Raw genomic sequence first — 16,576 nt, forward strand, 5'->3', positions numbered from 1 at the left:
CCGTCACACCATGGCAACGGCGCCGCGTGCTGACCCCGCATTTGGCGTGCCGCTGTCACGACCCCGCAGGAGGAGCACGCCCGTGGCGCAGTCCGCGATCGATCCGTCCGTCTTCACTCGCGTCGCGTCCGTCGTGGCCACGCAGCCGCCCGGAAGGTCACCGTCCGACTTCCTGACGTGGCTGTCGGAGGACAACGCCCGCGTCCTCGGGAGCCGGGTCGACGGTGTCGGTACCGGCGTCCTCGCCGACCCCGATGCGAAGCTCCAGGCCGTGATCGACGCGATGCCCGCGCCCGAGCCGGGCGCCATCGCCGTGGTGGAGCTGGCGCAGCCGCTCGGCGACGCGGCGGGCTCGCCCTTCCTTCTGGCCGCGGCGCCCTCGGACGGCGGCGCGGTGGACCTGTTCGCGATGGCCCTCACCGTGCTCGGCCTGCACCACAACGTCTTCGGCATCCCCATGGTGGGCGCGAAGATCGAGCGCGTGCTCGCCCGGATCGGCGTGGACCGGACGGACCCGGCCAATCAGCGCCTCATGGAGTACATCCAGACCTACCCCCGCCTGCGGCTCGTCGTCGCCGACGAGGACGAGCTGGCCCGCGTCTTCGGCGCCCTGCGCGACCTGGGTGACGACGACCTGGCCCTGTTCCTGCGCACCGACAAGCTGGCCCGGTTCGCGCGCGCCCTCGTCTACCTGCCCCGCGACCGCTACACCTCGCGGGCCCGCGGCGTCCTGATCGACGTGCTCGAGGACGAGACCGGCATGCACGTCGACCGGTTCACCGCCCGCGTCACCGAATCGGCGATCGCCCGGATCCAGTTCGTGCTGCTGCCGCGCGGCGAGGACACCGTCCCCGTCTTCCAGGCCGCCGACGAGGCGCGGATCCGCGCCCGGCTCGGCGACGTGAGCCGCACCTGGGACGAGGACGTCCTCTCCGCCGCCGCAGCCGCCGGCGCGGACGCCGCCACCGTCTCCGCGTACCTCCCGGGCATCTCGCCCAACTACAAGGAGGACCAGACCCCCGAGGTCGCGCTGCTCGACATCAACCGCATCGCGGCGCTCCCCGCGCAGGGCAGCGACCTCGTCTTCTACGACCCGCCGGAGGGCCGGGGCGCCAACCTCGGGTTCACCATGTACATGACCGGCGGGCAGGTCACGCTCTCGCAGGTGCTGCCGGTCCTGCAGTCCCTGGGCGTCGACGTGCTCGACGAGCGGCCCTACACGGTCCGCCGGCCCGACGGTGCGCTGTGCTCGGTCTACGACTTCGGGCTGCGGGTCTCGCCCGTGCTGCGGGCGACCGCGGCCGAGGGCGTCGCCGAGGCGGATCTTCCGGCGCACCTGGCGCGCCTGCGCGGGCTGGCGAGCGAGGGCGCCGCCGCCGTCTGGCGCGGCGAGGCCGAGGTGGACAAGTTCAACGAGCTGATCTTCGCGTTCGGCCTGGACTGGCGCAGCGTCGCGCTGCTCCGTGCCATCGGCCAGTACCTGCGGCAGTGCGGCTTCCCGTACAGCCCGGGCCACATGGCGCAGGTGCTGCTCGAGCACCGCGACGCGGTCCTCGCGCTGGGCCGGCTGTGGACCGCGACGTTCGACCCGATCGCGGCGGACTCCGACGCGGCGGAGGCGGCGGAGGCCGACCTCAAGGCCGCCTTCGCGGCCGTGACCAGCCTCGACGCCGACCGGATCCTGCGCGCCTACCTGCACGTCGTGCAGGCGGCCGTGCGCACCAACTTCTACGCCGACAAGCCGGTGATCTCCATCAAGCTGGAGCCCGGCCGTATCCCCGAGGCGCCCAAGCCGCGCCCGCGGTTCGAGATCTTCGTGTACTCGCCGCGCGTCGAGGGCGTCCACCTGCGGTTCGGGATGGTCGCCCGCGGCGGGCTGCGCTGGTCCGACCGCCGGGAGGACTTCCGCACCGAGATCCTGGGCCTGGTGAAGGCCCAGGCGGTCAAGAACGCGGTCATCGTGCCCGTGGGCGCCAAGGGCGGCTTCGTCGTGAAGCAGCCGCCGGAGGTCACGGGGGACGCCGCCGTCGACCGGGACGCGCAGCGCGCCGAGGGCGTCGCCTGCTACCGCATGTTCATCTCCGGCCTGCTCGACGTGACCGACAACCTCGGCCCCGACGGGGACGTGCTCCCGCCCGAGCGCGTGGTGCGCCGGGACCCCGACGACACCTACCTGGTGGTCGCCGCGGACAAGGGCACCGCCTCCTTCTCCGACATCGCCAACGACGTCGCGGCCGGCTACGGCTTCTGGCTCGGCGACGCCTTCGCCTCCGGCGGCTCCGAGGGCTATGACCACAAGGGCATGGGCATCACCGCCCGCGGCGCCTGGGAGTCGGTCAAGATGCACTTCCGCGAAATGGGCGTCGACACGCAGTCCGAGGACTTCACGACGGTCGGCGTGGGCGACATGAGCGGCGACGTCTTCGGCAACGGCATGCTGCTCTCCGAGCACATCCGGCTGGTCGCCGCGTTCGACCACCGCGACATCTTCCTCGACCCGAACCCCGACGCGGCCACCGGTTTCGCCGAGCGCGAGCGGCTGTTCGCGCTGCCGCGGTCGTCGTGGAAGGACTACGACACCAGCAAGATCAGCGAGGGCGGCGGCGTCTTCAGCCGCGACCAGAAGTCGGTGCCGATCAGCCCGCAGGTGCGCGCGGCTCTCGGCCTCGCCGACGACGTCACCGAGATGACCCCGCCGGAGCTCATGCGCGCGGTGCTGCTGGCCCCCGTCGACCTGCTGTGGAACGGCGGCATCGGCACGTACATCAAGGCGTCCACCGAGACCAACCTGGACGTGGGCGACCGCGCCAACGACGCGATCCGCGTCGACGGGCAGGAGGTTCGCGCGAAGGTGGTCGGCGAGGGCGGCAACCTGGGGGTGACCCCGCTCGGCCGCATCGAGTTCGACCGCGCCGGCGGCCGGATCAACACCGACGCCATGGACAACTCCGCGGGCGTGGACTGCTCCGACCACGAGGTCAACATCAAGATCCTGCTCGACCGGCAGATCGCCGCGGGCGCGATCCCCGCGGGCGAGCGGCACGACCTGCTGGTCTCGATGACGGACGACGTCTCGCGCCTGGTGCTCGCCGACAACGTCTCGCAGAACACGGCGCTGTCGGTCGAGCGCTCGCTCGCCCCGAAGATGGTCGACGTGCACGCCCGGATCCTCGCGGACCTGTCCCGCAACCGCGGCGTCGACCTGCGCCTGGAGGCGCTGCCGACCCGCAAGGAGACCGACAAGCTGCAGGCCGCGGGCCTGGGGCTGAGCTCGCCGGAGCTGTCCAACCTCATGGCCCACGTCAAGCTCGCCGTCAAGGACGACGTGCTGTCCGGGGACCTGCCGGACAACGACGTGCTCGTCGCGAAGCTGCCGGAGTACTTCCCGGACCGGCTGCGCGAGCGCGCCGGCGAGGCCGTCTTCGCGCACCCGCTGCGCCGCGAGATCGTCGCCACCCAGACGGTGAACGAGATGGTTGACAACGCGGGCGTCAGCTTCGTCTACCGCCTCGCCGAGGAGACCGGGGCCGGCGCGGCCGACGCCGTGCGTGCCTTCGTCGCGGTGAGCCGCGTCTTCGGCCTGCCGCGCACCTGGGCGGAGCTCAAGGAGGTGCCCGTCTCGGCGGGCGAGACCGCGGCGCTGCTCGCCGAGAGCCGCCGCGTGCTCGACCGCGGCGCCCGGTGGATGCTCACCAACCGGCCGCAGCCGATCGCGATCGGCGCGGAGGTCAACCGCTACGCCGACCGGATCGCCGCGCTGTCGGCCGCCATGGGCTCGTGGGACCTGCGCTACGACCGGCACGCGTGCGCCTCGTCGGACCGCGCGATCGCCGCGGGCGTGCCGGAGGAGCTGGCGTACACCGTGGGCCGTGCGCTGTACCGGTTCAGCCTCCTGGACGTGGTGGACATCGCGGACATCGCCGAGCGCGAGGACGACGAGGTCGGGCAGCTGTACTTCGCCCTCATGCAGCGCCTGCGGGTGGACGAGATGCTGGCGGCCGTCGCCGAACTGCCGCGCGGCGACCGGTGGAGCGAGATGGCGCGGCTCGCGCTGCGCGACGACCTGTACGGCGCGCTGCGGGGGCTGACGATCGAGGTGCTCAACTTCACCGATCCCACCGAGCCGGCGACGCAGAAGATCGGCGACTGGGCCTCGCACAACGCGCGTCGCCTCGAGCGGGTCGGCGCGCTGCTCGGCGAGATCCTCGACCCCGCCGACGGCACCAGCCCCATCGCCAACGACGAGTCGCGGCTCTCCGTCGCGACCCGCGCGTTGCGGTCGCTGCTGCGGCACGTGGGGTAGCCCCGGGGCGGTCCGCTAGCGTGGAGCCGTGACCGAATACAGCTTCACCGCGGCGGGCGTCACGGGCGTGCGCACCGTCGCCGACGACGGTGCCGCGAGCCTGACGGTGCCCGTGGACGTGCGCTGGTCCGACATGGACGTCTACCAGCACATCAACAACGCGCGGATGGTGACGCTGCTGGAGGAGGCGCGGATCCCGCTCCTCTTCGCGCCGGACGCGCCCACGCGCGACCTGCTCGACGGGCTGCTGCTGGCGAAGCTGGAGGTCGAGTACCGCGGGCAGCTGCGGCATCAGGACTCGCCGCTGCAGATCACGCTGTGGACCTCCGCCGTGCGCGCGGCGGACTTCGTGGTGCACCACGAAGTCCGGCCCGCCGGCGCCGCGCTCGCCACCGCGCCGGCGGTGGTCGCGCAGGTGCGGCTCGCCGCCTTCGACGTGGCGGAACAGCGCGTGCGGCGGCTGTCGGGGGAGCAGCGCGACTACCTGAAGTCGTTCTCCCGGTGAGCGATCGACGCCTGACGGTGTCGGGCGCGGGTCCGCGCTCGAACCTCGCGGCCTTCGTCACCCGCCTACTGCGCACCGATGACTCGGCCGTGATCCGCGTGCGGCGCCGCGACGAGCAGCACGTGGAGGTCTGGGGGAGGACGGGCTTCGGGGTGCTCGCGGTGCGGGTGCTGACGGGGGCCGTCGCGCCGGAGTCGCTGGTGTGCAGCGCCGCGACCGTGCTCGACTCCCTGCGCGCGGCGCCGTCGGACGAGGGCGGCTACGTGGACGTGGGCTTCGCCCTGGACTCCGCGTGGCGCGGGGCGCTGCCGCCCGCGACGGGCTTCCAGCCGGTGGACGACGTTCCGGCGCAGGCGCTCCGCGCGGTCGCGGCGCGCGGCGTCGAGGTGGGCCGCGAGACCGGTGGACCGGCGGGCCCGCCCGCGTCCCTACTCGACTCTGCGGTGGTCAGCGTGAGCACCGACGGGACCACCGTGCCGATCAGCCTGCGCACCGCGTTCGCGTTGGAGGCCATGGGATTCGCCGCCGACGGTGCCGATGAGCCGGTCCGGGTGTCCGCGTCGGCGACCTGGGTGCGGGTGGACGCCCGGTTCGGCTCGCTGTACCAGCGGCGTGAGGCGGGGCCGGGCCTACTCGTCTGATCCGCCGTCCGCGCGCGTCGAGGCCTCGTAGAGCTGCGCGGTCCGGTTCTGCTGTGCCAGCCGGCGCAGCGTCTGCAGGACCTTGTCGGAGAGTACGGTGCCGACGATCGCCGTCCGCAGCGCCTCGGCGTCGTCCCCGGTGAGGGTGTCGAGGTCGGACGCGGCCACCGTCTCCGCGGCGTCGGCCCAGCGTTCCAGGGTCTCCCGGCCGCCCACCTCGCACGTCTCGGCGAGCGCCTTGAGCTGCGCGCCGAGCTGGGGCAGCAGCACGTCGCCGTCCTGGATCCGCCAGCCGCGCTGGTCCACGAACTCGGTCGCCAGGGCGGTCCACTCGGCGTCCTCGTCGAACTGCGCGGCGTCCATGAGCGCCTCCTGCGCGACCCCGAGCAGCTCGTGCCGCGGCACCGTCGGGCTGTCCAGGGCGTCGATCACGCGCCGGACCTGGGCCAGGGAGAGGCCGCCGGAGTCGACCAGCGCGCGGATCAGCCGCACCCGCTCGACGTGGGCGGGCCCGTACTCGGACTGCGTCTTGGTGACCGGCTCGCCGGGCGCGAGCAGCGACTCGCGCAGGTAGTACTTGAGCGAGGCGGTGCTCACGCCGGTCTCCGTGGAGAGTTCCGACAATTTCATCCCTTGATCTTGACACGGGATAGCTTCACTCTCCAATATGGGTAGTGGCACTATCCAAGCTGGCTCCGGCAGGGAGAGACTCATGAACCACGATCTGCAGACCGATACCCACGACGGTGACCTGGTGGTGTTCCTGCTCGGCATGCGCCCGCGGCGCACGTGGCGCCTGGGACAGGCGGCGTTCGTCGGGCGCTCCCTGCGCAGGATGCAGGCCGAGATCGAGCGCGACCGGAAGCGCGGCGGTGCGCTGGGCTACCTGGGCGGATTCAAGGCGATCGCGCCGGGCGGCCCGCTCCTCGTGCAGTACTGGCGCAGCTTCGAGGAGCTCGAGACGTACTCGCACTCCACCGATTTCGCGCACCGGCCGGCCTGGCTGCAGTTCTACAAGATGGCCCACGCCGAGGGCCGCTCGACCGTCGGCATCTGGCACGAGACCTACCGGGTTCCGGCCGGCGCGCACGAGTCGATCTACGCGGACCTGTCGGCCCCGGTCGGGCTCGCCGCCGCCGTCGGCGCGCAGCCGCTGGCCCGACGGGGCCGGACCTCGCGGGAGCGGATCGGCGCCTGAGGCGTCGATCCGGTCAGGCGAGCCAGCAGGCGGCGTTCGGCGGCAGCAGACCGTCGACCAGCGGTGCGCTGGAGAGGATGACTTCGCCACCCGGCAGCTCGACGGGGCCGTCCGACGCGTTGAGCACGCAGGTCAGGCGGCCGTCGGTGCGCCGGAAGGCCAGCGCGCCGGGGCGCGGCGCGCCGTACCACTCGATGGCGTCGCCGCGGAACTCCGGCCGCATCCGGCGCAGCTCGATGGCGGTGCGGTAGAGCGTCAGCGTCGAATCGAGGTCCTCGAGCTCGGCCTCGGCCGTGAGGTCCTTCCAGTCGTCCGGCATCGGGAGCCAGGTGTCCGGGCTCGTCGAGAAGCCGTACGGCGGGAGCGTCCCCTGCCAGGGGAGCGGCACCCGGCAGCCGTCGCGGCCGCGCTCGGTGTGCCCGGACCGCTCCCAGGTCGGGTCCTGGAGGGCCTCGTCGGGCAGGTCGACGTTCGGCAGGCCCAGCTCGGAGCCGTTGTAGAGGAAGGCCGTTCCCGGGAGCGCCAGCTCCACCAGGATCATCGCCCGCGCGCGGGCCGTCCCCAGCTCGCCGCCGCCGAACCGGGTCACCTCGCGCGGCACGTCGTGATTGGAGAGCGTCCACGTCGGGATGCCGTTCACCGACTCGACCGCGATCAGCGAGTTGTCGATCGCCTCGCGGATCCCGCGCGCGTCCCACTCCGCCTCCGCGAGCCGGAAGTTGAATCCCAGGTGCAGCTCGTCGGGCCGGATGTACTCGGCGAACCGGTCGTTGTCCTTGACCCAGATCTCGCCGACGGTCACCCGGCCGGGGAACTCGTCCATCACCCGGCGGATGCGCCGATGGATCGCGTGCACGCCGGGATCGTTGAACCGCAGGTCGTTCTCGTCGTTGTCCATGATCTGGTTGTTGACCAGGTCCATGTCCGGCAGGCCCGCGGGCTTCGCCATGCCGTGCGCCACGTCGATCCGGAAGCCGTCGACGCCGCGGTTCAGCCAGAACCGCAGGGTCTCGGCCAGGTCCTGGAAGACGTCCTCGTTCTGCCAGTTCAGGTCGGGCTGCTCGGGCGCGAAGATGTGCAGGTACCACTGGCCGGGGGTGCCGTCGGCCTCGGTGACGCGGTGCCATGCCGGGCCGCCGAAGATGCTGGGCCAGTTGTTGGGGGGCTCGTCGCCGTGCGGCCCGCGGCCGTCGCGGAAGACGTACCGGTCGCGCTCCGGGCTGCCGGGCCCCGCGGCCAACGCCGCCTGGAACCACGGGTGCCGATCGGACGTGTGGTTCGGCACCAGGTCCATGGTCACGCGGATCCGGTGGGCGTGCGCCGCCGCGATCAGCTCGTCCATGTCCTGCAGGGTGCCGAAGAGGGGGTCGATGTCCCGGGGATCGGAGACGTCGTAGCCGTGATCGGCCATGGGGGAGCGCATCACGGGCGAGAGCCACAGCGCGTCGACCCCGAGCAGCTCCAGGTAGCCCAGCCGGTCGATCACGCCGCGCAGATCGCCGACTCCGTCGCCGTTCGCGTCCGAGAACGACCGGGGGTACACCTGGTAGAAGATCGCGTCCTTCCACCACGGGGCCTCGATGTAGTGGGGCGTGCGGACGGGTGGCGTCATCTCACTCCTGTTCAAGCGCCCATGGGGGTGTTCACGAGCATCTGTGCGGCCATCTCACAGTAGTTCCTGAGCTGCTGCTTGCGATCCGGGCTCATCCGCGCGTCGTCGATCGAGGCGATCGCCACGTCCATGCACCGCAGCCAGGCGTCGCGCTCGATCTCGGTGATGCGGAAGGGCACGTGCCGCATGCGGAGTCGCGGGTGTCCGCGCTGCTCGGAGTAGGTACGCGGCCCGCCCCAGTACTGCTCGAAGAACATCCGCAACCGCACTTCCGCGGGGCCGAGGTCCTCTTCCGGATACAGGGGGCGGAGCAGCTCGTCGCGCGCCACCTCCTGGTAGAAGCGGTGGATCAACTCCGCGAAGGTGTCCGCGCCGCCGACGGCGTCGTAGAAGCTCTGCTGGTCCGGCGTGCTCACGCCCTCCAGTCTCGCACGGGCCGTCTCGACGGCCGTTCGAGGTTCGTCGTCGCGCCGGACTCGCATACTGTCGGGACGATGAGCGAGGAATCGATCGACGCCGGCGACGGTGCCACGGTCCGGCGCCTGCGCGAGCGCGTCGCATCGCTGACCGCCGAGCTCGACGACACCCGGCGGTCCCTGCCCATGTTCCGGGCGATCGCCGAGGCGGCGACGGACCTCATCTACGTCAAGGACCTCGCGGGCCGGTACCTGTTCGTCAACGACGCCGTCGCCCGGCTCTACGGGGTCCGGGTGGCCGACTTCCTCGGCAACGACGACCGGCAGATGTTCGACGCGGCGGCGGCGGCGCAACTGCGGGAGACGGACCGCGAGATCATGCGCACCGGGGTCGGGCAGGAACTCGAGGAGTCGACGACCGTCGACGGCCTGGCGCGGACGTTCCTGTCCACGAAGTCCCCGTACCGCGACGCCGACGGCGAGATCGTCGGGCTGATCGGCGTGTCCCGCGACATCACCGACACCCGCAGCACCGCCGAGGAGGTCGCCAGGTTGCGGGCGCTCCAGGCCGCCGCGACCGCTGCGGCGAATCCCGGCCCGGTCTCGGGTGCCGATTTCGCCACCTTCCGCACCTTCCAGGCCATCGCCGACGCCGCGCCCGACTCCGTCTACGTCAAGGATCGCCAGGGGCGATTCATGTTCCTCAACCGTGCCGCGGTGCGCGTCCTGCAGGCCACCGAGTTGCCCATCGGCGAGGTGCTCGGGAGCACCGACGACGACTTCCTCGACGCCCGGGCCGCTGCGCGGGTCATGGGCACCGACCAGGAGGTGATGGAGACCGGGATCGCGCAGGAGGTCGACGAGTCGGCCCTGATCGACGGCCGATGGCGCACCGTCCGTTCGCTCAAGGCGCCGTACCGCGACGAGTCCGGCCGTGTGATCGGGCTCGTCGGGATCTCGCGCGACGTGACGGCGACCCGGCAGATGGAGGCCCGCCTCCTGCGCGCCGAGGCGCGCTGGCAGTTCGCGCTCGACACGGCCGGCGAGGGCATCTGGGACTGGGACCTCGCTTCGCGGGAGGTCTACTACTCGCCCCGCTGGAAGAGCATGCTGGGCTACGGCGCCGACGAGATCGGCGACACCACGAACGAGTGGGAGCGTCGGGTGCATCCCGACGACCTGGAGGCCGCCCTGCGCGCCATGAACCGGCACATGCGCGGCGAGACCGCGGAGTATCGCTGCGAGCACAGGATCCGGACGAAGTCGGGCGAGTACCTGTGGGTGCGCGGCCGGGGGCGCGTCATCGAGCGGTCCGAGACCGGCGCGATCGTGCGGATCATCGGCAGCCTGACCGACGTCACGGCCGAGATCGCCGAGCGGCGCGCGCTCCAGGACGCGGCGCAGGAACTCAGCCGGCTCGCGGAGATCGACGAGCTGACCGGGATCGCGAACCGCCGGGGCTTCGGTCGCGCGCTCGACGCCGCACTGCGCGAGGCGGCCGACGTCGGGGACCTCGTGCACCTCGCCCTCATCGACGTCGACGGCTTCAAGACCTACAACGACACCCACGGGCACGTCGTCGGGGATCACGTGCTGCGCGAGCTGGCCGCGGTGATCGCGCGGATCCCGTCCCGCCGGGGCGAGGTCGCGGCGCGGTACGGCGGCGACGAGTTGGCGCTGCTGCTGGTGGGCGACGTCGACCTGGCCGCGGTGCTCGAGTCGGTCCGGCGCGACATCCTCGCGCTCGGGCTCGCGCCGAACGGGCTGCCGGTCTCGGTCAGCATCGGCGGGGTGTCCGCGACGGCGTCGACCACGGCTCCGGGCCTGCTGCTGCACGAGGCGGACCGTCGGCTGTACCGGGCGAAGGCGGACGGCCGCAACCGGGTCGTCGCCGGTTAGGTCACCTGACGTTCACCCGGTATCCGCCGATTCGCCTCGGGAAATGCGCGGAAATCACCGTGCGGATCGCCGTCGGCCGTGGTGCACTACTAGAGGCGAAGGGCCTCGGCCGACCGGCGGGGCCCGCGCGACGGTGAGGAGTGTCGATGAAGCGAACGCACGCCGCGGGTGGCCCCGCGACCACGGCGCTCGCCGACGACTCCCGTTCCGGTGGTGCCGTGTGGGGCACGCGCAGGGTGCTGCTGCTCAACGCCACCTACGAGCCACTGACCGCGATCTCGATGCGGAGGGCGATAGTCCTCATGCTCAGGGATAGGGCCGACGTGGTCCACGACGATCCGAACGGTCCGCTGGTTCATTCAGCGGACCGTTCGCTGTCTGTGCCGTCGGTCATCCGCTTGCGGACGTACGTCCGCGTGCCGTACCGCGCCCAGGTGCCCATGACGCGCGCGGCGCTGATGCACCGCGACCGGTTCCGCTGCGGCTACTGCGGCGGCAAGGCGGACACCATCGACCACGTCCTGCCGCGCTCCCGCGGCGGCGGTCACGGTTGGGAGAACTGCGTCGCCTGCTGCGCGTCCTGCAACCACCGCAAGGCCGACCGGCTGCTGTCCGAAATCGGCTGGAAGCTGCGCACCGAGCCGCGGGCGCCGCAGGGGCGGCATTGGCGCCTCCTGTCGACGCTCAAGGAGGTCGACCCGATGTGGAGTCGGTATCTCGACCTCGATGCGGCATAGGCTAAGTTGTTCCACAGACCGACCAGCGCCGTCGGGCGTCCGACAGAGAAGGAAAGGGGCCCACAGTGAGCTTGCTCAACATCGTCGGCGGGATCACCGTCGTCGCGACGATCGTGATCGTCGTCCTGTGTGTCATCTCGATGGCCACCGGCCGCAACGAGAAGTACCAGCAGCCGGGCGAGTACAAGCTCGGTGAGCCGTGGACCCGCGAGCCCATGCTGTTCAGCGCGGTCGACGAGGCCCCCGTGGGCCCGCACGGTGCGCACCACGGCGACCATGACAACGAGAACCTGATCGGGGGTGCCGCTCGTGGCAAGTGGTGACCAGACGCAGACCGTCGCCGTTCCGCAGGGCGAGCTGCCCATCGGTACGGCCATCACGTCGAGCGGCCGCATCTCGGCGGCGCGCCAGGCGAGCGACAGCCCGGCCAACCCGCCGTTCTCCCGTGAGGAGCTGATCGGCCTCGACGAGGCGCTGATCCGCGCGACCCGCGACGCGAACGCCCGGTTCTCGGTGTACATCGGCGACCTGGGTGACGACGCGCACGCCGGCGCAGAGGCCGTGCTCCGCCAGGCTCCCGAGCCCGAGTACGCCGCCCTCATCGCCGTCTCCCCGAACACGCGCGACATCGTCGTGCTCACCGGTAGCGGCGTCGCCGACCGCCTGGGCGACAAGGTCGCGCAGCTCGGCGTCACCGCCGCGATCCCGCCCTTCCAGGCCGGCGATCTGATCGACGGCGTCATCGCCGCCCTGCGCGTCATGGCCTCGGCCGTGAAGCCGCCCACGGCGTAAGCGCTTCGACACGCGACAGGCCCACCGGATCCGTCCGGTGGGCCTGTCTCGTTCCCGGGGGCTACTCGGGGAAGTCCCCGTCGACGTAGAACCACCGCCCGTCCTCGCGGACGAAGCGGGAGCGTTCGTGGAGGACGCCGTGCGCGCCGTCCGCGACGTACGTCGCCCGGAACTCGACGATGCCCGTGTCGTCGGTCGCGGCGCCGGCGACGGTGTCCACGATCTGCAGGCCGCGCCACCGCACGTCCTCGTCGAGCTCGAGGTCCGCCGGGCGGGTGCTCGGGTGCCACGAGGCGAGCAGCCACGCCGCGTCGCCGTCGCGGAAGGCGGCGAACCGGGAGCGCATCAGCGCCTCGGCGGTCTCGGGTGTGTGGTGTGCGTCCATTCGTGCAGCGTACGGCGATGGTCATCACGTTGTGCTCGGCGCCCGATCGTGTTCTGATCGAATCAAAGTATTGAAGTTTCAATGATTGGACACGGTATGAACCTCAACCGGACGATCCGTAACGCCGTCGCCGCCGTGCTCACCGTCGGCGCACTGGTCCTCGGCGTCGCCGCCCAGGCGAGCGCGGCACCGTCGACCCCGCGGGAGGTCGTGACGGCCTTCTACACCGAGGGCTTCGTGCAGCGGGACATCGCGGGTGCGGCGCAGCGCTACATCGGCGACCACTACATCCAGCACAACCCCGAGGTCGCCGACGGCCGCGACGCCTTCGTCAAGGTCCTCGGGCCCGTCGTGAAGGACCCGAAGTACAGCACGTCCATCGTGCGCGTCGTCGCGGACGGCGACATCGTCGTGGTCTACGCGAAGTCGGTCTACGACGGCAAGGCGCAGGCGGTCGCCGACATCTTCCGCGTCGCGAACGGCAAGATCGTCGAGCACTGGGACGTCATCCAGGACGACCCGGGCAAGACGGTGAGCGGCCACCCGTTCATCAGCTGAGCCCCGCACACGACCGCGGCCCCGGGATCGAACGATCCCGGGGCCGCCGTCGTATGAGCGTCAGGCGCGGTCGAAGGCCCGCGCCGCCAGCGAGCGGACGATGCCCGCGCGGCCCTCGAGCACGAGGCGGCGCAGGGCCGGGGGCTTGTCGCCCGCGAGCCAGGCGTCCGCGGCGGCCACGGCCCCGTCGGAGATGTCCCACGACGGGTACAGGCCCACGACCACCGTCTGCGCGACCTCGGAGGACCGGCGCCCCCACACCTGGTCGATCGAGTCGAAGTAGCGCGCCGTGAAGGGCGCCAGCAGCTCGCCCTGCCCGGGCGCGACGATGCCCGCGGAGATCGCGCGGGTCAGCGTGTTCGACAGCGAGTCGTCGCCGAACACCTTCTCCCAGGCCTCCTCCTTGACCCGGACGTCCGGCCGGGCGGCCAGCGCGGCCGCGGCGGACCGCTCGCCCGCGGCGGTCGGGTCGCGCAGCACCTCGGCCTCGATCTCGTCGGTGCCCGCGGCCCCGGCGCGCGCCAGGGCGGTCAGGAGGCGCCACCGCAGGTCGGTGTCGACGGTCAGCCCGGCCAGCCCGACGGTGGCGGGCTCGGCACCGTCGTACAGCGCCTGCAGCGCCTCGACCTCGGCGCGCCCCAGCGCCGACGCCGCGAGGGCGTTGACGAAGGCGAGCTGGAAGTCCGAGCCCGCCTCGGCATCGCGGGCCAGCCCGAGCAGGCCGGAGGCGAGCCGCTCGCGCCCCTCCGCGGCGGCCCAGGCGGGGTCGGCGTAGGACTCGACGGCCGTCTGCGCCTGCAGCACGACGCGCTGGACCACGCCCACCTCGGTCTCGGCGCCGATACCGCCGAGCACCAGCTCGACGAAGTCGCGGGCCTTCATCTCGGCCTGCCGCGTCATCTCCCAGGCCGCGGACCAGCCGAGCGTGCGGGGGAGCGAGTCGGCGATGTCCGCGATGCGGCTCGTCACCGTCGCCAGCGAGACCGGGTCCAGCCGCACCGAGCAGTAGGTGAGGTCGTCGTCGTTGACCAGAACGAGCTCGCCGCGGTGCACGCCCACCAGCTCCGGGACGTCGGTGCGCGCACCGGCGACGTCGAGCTCGACGCGCTGCGTGCGCACCAGCTTCCCGTCCTGATCGGCGTACACGCCCACGGCGAGGCGGTGCGTGCGCAGCTCGCCGGCGCCCGGCTCCGCGCCCTCCTGGACGATGGCGAACCGGGTGAAGTTCCCGTCGCCGTCGACCTCGAAGTCGGGGCGCAGGATGTTGATGCCGGTGGTCTTGAGCCACTGGGCGCCCCAGTCCGACAGGTCGCGGCCCGACGAGGCCTCCAGCGCGCGCAGCAGGTCGTCGAAGGTGGCGTTGCCGAACTTGTGCTCCACGAAGTACGTGCGCAGGCCGGCGAGGAAGGGCTCGAGGCCCACGTAGGCGACGAGCTGCTTGAGCACCGACGCGCCCTTGGCGTAGGTGATGCCGTCGAAGTTGACCTCGACGGCCTGCAGGTCGGGGATGTCGGCCGCGACGGGGTGCGTCGACGGGAGCTGGTCCTGCCGGTACGCCCAGGACTTCTCGACGTTCGCGAAGGTGGTCCACGCCGAGGTGTACTCGGTGGCCTCCGCCTGGCTGAGCACCGACGCGAAGGTCGCGAAGGACTCGTTCAGCCACAGGTCGTCCCACCAGCGCATGGTGACCAGGTCGCCGAACCACATGTGCGCCATCTCGTGCAGCACGGTCTCGCAGCGGCGCTCGTAGAGGTAGCGCGTGACCTTCGACCGGAAGACGTAGTCCTCGAGGAAGGTGACCGCGCCGGCGTTCTCCATCGCGCCCGCGTTGAACTCCGGCACGAACAGCTGGTCGTACTTGCCGAAGGCGTAGGGGATGCCGAAGTTCTTGTGGTAGAAGCCGAAACCCTGCTTGGTCTCGGTGAACAGCCGGTCGGCGTCCATGTACTCGCCGAGGCTGGCACGGCAGAACAGGCGCAGGTCGATGGTGCCGTGCTCGTCCGTGTAGGCGTCCGTCCACACCGCGTACGGGCCCGCGATGAGCGCCACCAGGTAGGTCGACATCGGCTCGGTCGTGACGAAGGTCCAGCGGTGCGCGCCGGTCGGCAGCGGCTCCCGGGTCGCCTCCGCGCCGCCCGTCACCACGGTCCAGTCCGACGGTGCCGTCGCGGCCACGTCGAAGACGGCCTTGAGGTCGGGCTGGTCGAAGCACGCGAACATGCGCTTGGCGTCGGCCGTCTCGAACTGCGAGTACAGGTAGACCGCGCCGTCCGCGGGATCGACGAAGCGGTGCAGGCCCTCGCCGGTGTTGGAGTAGAAGAACCGGCCCGAGATCACCAGCTCGTTCTCGGCAGCGAGGCCGTGCAGCGCGAGTCCGCCCTCCTCGGTGTAGCCGGAGGTGTCGACGGGCCGCCCGTTGAGCGTGGCCGTGATGCCGCTGGCGATGAGGTCGATGAACGTCTCCGCACCCGGCGTCGCCGTGAACGTGATCGTCGTGGTCGACCCGAAGGTCTTGTCGCCGGGCGCATCCGCCCCGTCGGTGAGGTCGAGGTCGATCGCGTAGCGCGAGACGGCGACGGTCGCGGCGCGCTCGGCGGCCTGGACCCGGGTGAGGTTGGGCGCGGACAAAGGGGACGCTCCTTCTGGACTCGGCGGACGGCGGAACCGGACGCACCGGCTCGACCCGTCCCACAATGCCACCCGCCGCCCCCGCGTGCCCGCGCGGGAAGCAGATCGGCGTGCGCGATGTTGCACCGAGGAGCAGGATCTTCGTCAGAAGTGACCGTCCCACGAGCAGGAGCCGAAGTGACCGATACCGCCCCGTCCACCACCAAGGATCGCGTCGAGTTCTGGTTCGACCCGCTGTGTCCGTGGTGCTGGATCACCTCGCGGTGGATCCTCGAGGTCGAGAAGGTGCGCGACATCGACGTGCAGTTCCACGTCATGAGCCTGGCCGTCCTCAACGAGGGCCGCGACGACCTGCCCGAGATCTACCGGGAACTCATGAAGACGGCGTGGGGCCCGGTGCGCGTGCTCATCGCCGCCGCGCAGCGCCACGGCGACGACGTGCTGCCGAAGCTGTACACAGCGATGGGCACCCGGATCCACAACGAGCAGAACAAGGACCTGGCCGCCGTGATCGCCGAGTCGCTGGCCGAGACCGGCCTGGAGCCCGACCTCGCCGCCGCCGCGGACAGCACCGACTACGACGAGGCCCTGCGCGCGAGCCACCACGCCGGCATGGACAAGGTGGGCCCCGACGTGGGTACGCCGACCATTCACGTCAACGGCACCGCGTTCTTCGGCCCCGTGCTCTCGCGCATCCCGCGCGGCGACGACGCGGGCCGCGTGTGGGACGGCGCGGTGCTCCTCGCGAGCTACCCGCATTTCTTCGAGCTCAAGAGGAGCCGCCACGAGGAGCCCGCGTTCGACTGACACCGCGAACGACGAACCCCGCCGCACCGGCAACGGTGCGGCGGGGTTCGTCGGTTCGAGGGCTAGGAGCCGGCCGGCGGGTTCTCGTTCTGCCC

General features: G+C 71.7%; 15 protein-coding genes. 10 read left to right on the top strand and 5 right to left on the bottom strand.

Going from position 1 to position 16,576, the window contains the following annotated elements; translation table 11 throughout:
• Window positions 1-82: 82 nt before the first annotated feature.
• The 3 genes from LB823_RS03985 to LB823_RS03995 all read left to right on the top strand — a co-directional run bounded on the left by LB823_RS03985 (window position 83) and on the right by LB823_RS03995 (window position 5,449).
• Window positions 83-4,303 carry an NAD-glutamate dehydrogenase gene (locus LB823_RS03985; protein ID WP_224645480.1) on the top strand — a complete coding sequence of 1,407 codons (4,221 nt, stop codon included), beginning with the start codon at window positions 83-85 and terminating at the stop codon, window positions 4,301-4,303.
• A gap of 67 nt (window positions 4,304-4,370) precedes the next feature.
• A complete protein-coding gene (locus tag LB823_RS03990; RefSeq protein ID WP_308011419.1) occupies window positions 4,371-4,808 on the top strand; it encodes a thioesterase family protein in 438 nt (145 codons plus the stop codon).
• Window positions 4,805-5,449: a hypothetical protein gene (locus LB823_RS03995; protein WP_224645482.1), complete on the top strand. Its 645-nt coding sequence runs from the start codon at window positions 4,805-4,807 to the stop codon at window positions 5,447-5,449. The genes LB823_RS03990 and LB823_RS03995 overlap by 4 nt, the downstream gene beginning before the upstream one ends.
• Here LB823_RS03995 and LB823_RS04000 read toward each other — a convergent pair.
• Window positions 5,438-6,079 (bottom strand): MerR family transcriptional regulator, encoded by a 642-nt coding sequence (locus tag LB823_RS04000; protein WP_224645483.1) that lies wholly within the window; start codon window positions 6,077-6,079, stop codon window positions 5,438-5,440. The two genes, LB823_RS03995 and LB823_RS04000, sit on opposite strands and share 12 nt — an antisense overlap.
• 82 nt (window positions 6,080-6,161) lie before the next feature.
• Between LB823_RS04000 and LB823_RS04005 the strand changes: the two genes are divergently transcribed.
• On the top strand, window positions 6,162-6,647 hold the full coding sequence (locus LB823_RS04005; RefSeq protein ID WP_224645484.1) for a DUF4188 domain-containing protein: 486 nt from the start codon (window positions 6,162-6,164) through the stop codon (window positions 6,645-6,647).
• 13 nt (window positions 6,648-6,660) lie between these two features.
• Here LB823_RS04005 and LB823_RS04010 read toward each other — a convergent pair whose 3' ends face one another.
• Window positions 6,661-8,259, bottom strand: coding sequence for a glycoside hydrolase family 13 protein (locus LB823_RS04010; RefSeq protein WP_224645485.1), 1,599 nt, complete (start codon window positions 8,257-8,259; stop codon window positions 6,661-6,663).
• Window positions 8,260-8,270: 11 nt separating this feature from the next.
• A complete protein-coding gene (locus LB823_RS04015) occupies window positions 8,271-8,675 on the bottom strand; it encodes a globin (protein ID WP_224645486.1) in 405 nt (134 codons plus the stop codon).
• Window positions 8,676-8,753: 78 nt separating this feature from the next.
• Here LB823_RS04015 and LB823_RS04020 point away from each other — a divergent pair, with 78 nt between their 5' ends.
• From LB823_RS04020 to LB823_RS04035, 4 genes are all read left to right on the top strand, one after another.
• Window positions 8,754-10,574, top strand: coding sequence for a PAS domain-containing protein (locus tag LB823_RS04020; protein ID WP_224645487.1), 1,821 nt, complete (start codon window positions 8,754-8,756; stop codon window positions 10,572-10,574).
• A gap of 146 nt (window positions 10,575-10,720) precedes the next feature.
• Window positions 10,721-11,311: an HNH endonuclease gene (locus LB823_RS04025; RefSeq protein ID WP_224645488.1), complete on the top strand. Its 591-nt coding sequence runs from the start codon at window positions 10,721-10,723 to the stop codon at window positions 11,309-11,311.
• A 65-nt stretch (window positions 11,312-11,376) separates the two neighbouring features.
• Entirely contained in the window at window positions 11,377-11,634 is a 258-nt protein-coding gene (locus tag LB823_RS04030; protein ID WP_068526454.1) for a hypothetical protein, read from the top strand.
• Window positions 11,621-12,103: a DUF5130 domain-containing protein gene (locus LB823_RS04035; RefSeq protein ID WP_224645489.1), complete on the top strand. Its 483-nt coding sequence runs from the start codon at window positions 11,621-11,623 to the stop codon at window positions 12,101-12,103. Before LB823_RS04030 ends, LB823_RS04035 begins: the two co-directional genes overlap by 14 nt.
• 61 nt (window positions 12,104-12,164) lie before the next feature.
• On the opposite strand, the gene LB823_RS04040 is transcribed toward LB823_RS04035, so the two are convergent.
• Entirely contained in the window at window positions 12,165-12,488 is a 324-nt protein-coding gene (locus tag LB823_RS04040) for a YchJ family protein (protein ID WP_224645490.1), read from the bottom strand.
• A gap of 96 nt (window positions 12,489-12,584) precedes the next feature.
• On the opposite strand from LB823_RS04040, the gene LB823_RS04045 reads away from it, so the two are divergent.
• The gene (locus tag LB823_RS04045) at window positions 12,585-13,046 is read left to right on the top strand and encodes a nuclear transport factor 2 family protein (RefSeq protein ID WP_224645491.1); all 462 of its coding nucleotides are present in this window, start codon (window positions 12,585-12,587) and stop codon (window positions 13,044-13,046) included.
• A 60-nt stretch (window positions 13,047-13,106) separates the two neighbouring features.
• Here the strand turns inward: LB823_RS04045 and pepN are convergent, their stop codons facing one another.
• Window positions 13,107-15,674 (bottom strand): aminopeptidase N, encoded by a 2,568-nt coding sequence (gene pepN / locus LB823_RS04050; protein ID WP_224645492.1) that lies wholly within the window; start codon window positions 15,672-15,674, stop codon window positions 13,107-13,109.
• A gap of 177 nt (window positions 15,675-15,851) precedes the next feature.
• Here pepN and LB823_RS04055 point away from each other — a divergent pair, with 177 nt between their 5' ends.
• The gene (locus LB823_RS04055; protein ID WP_224645493.1) at window positions 15,852-16,481 is read left to right on the top strand and encodes a DsbA family protein; all 630 of its coding nucleotides are present in this window, start codon (window positions 15,852-15,854) and stop codon (window positions 16,479-16,481) included.
• Window positions 16,482-16,576 lie beyond the last annotated feature (95 nt).

The sequence above is a fragment of the Tsukamurella sp. M9C genome (assembly GCF_020169415.1).
Taxonomy (GTDB): Bacteria; Actinomycetota; Actinomycetes; order Mycobacteriales; family Mycobacteriaceae; genus Tsukamurella.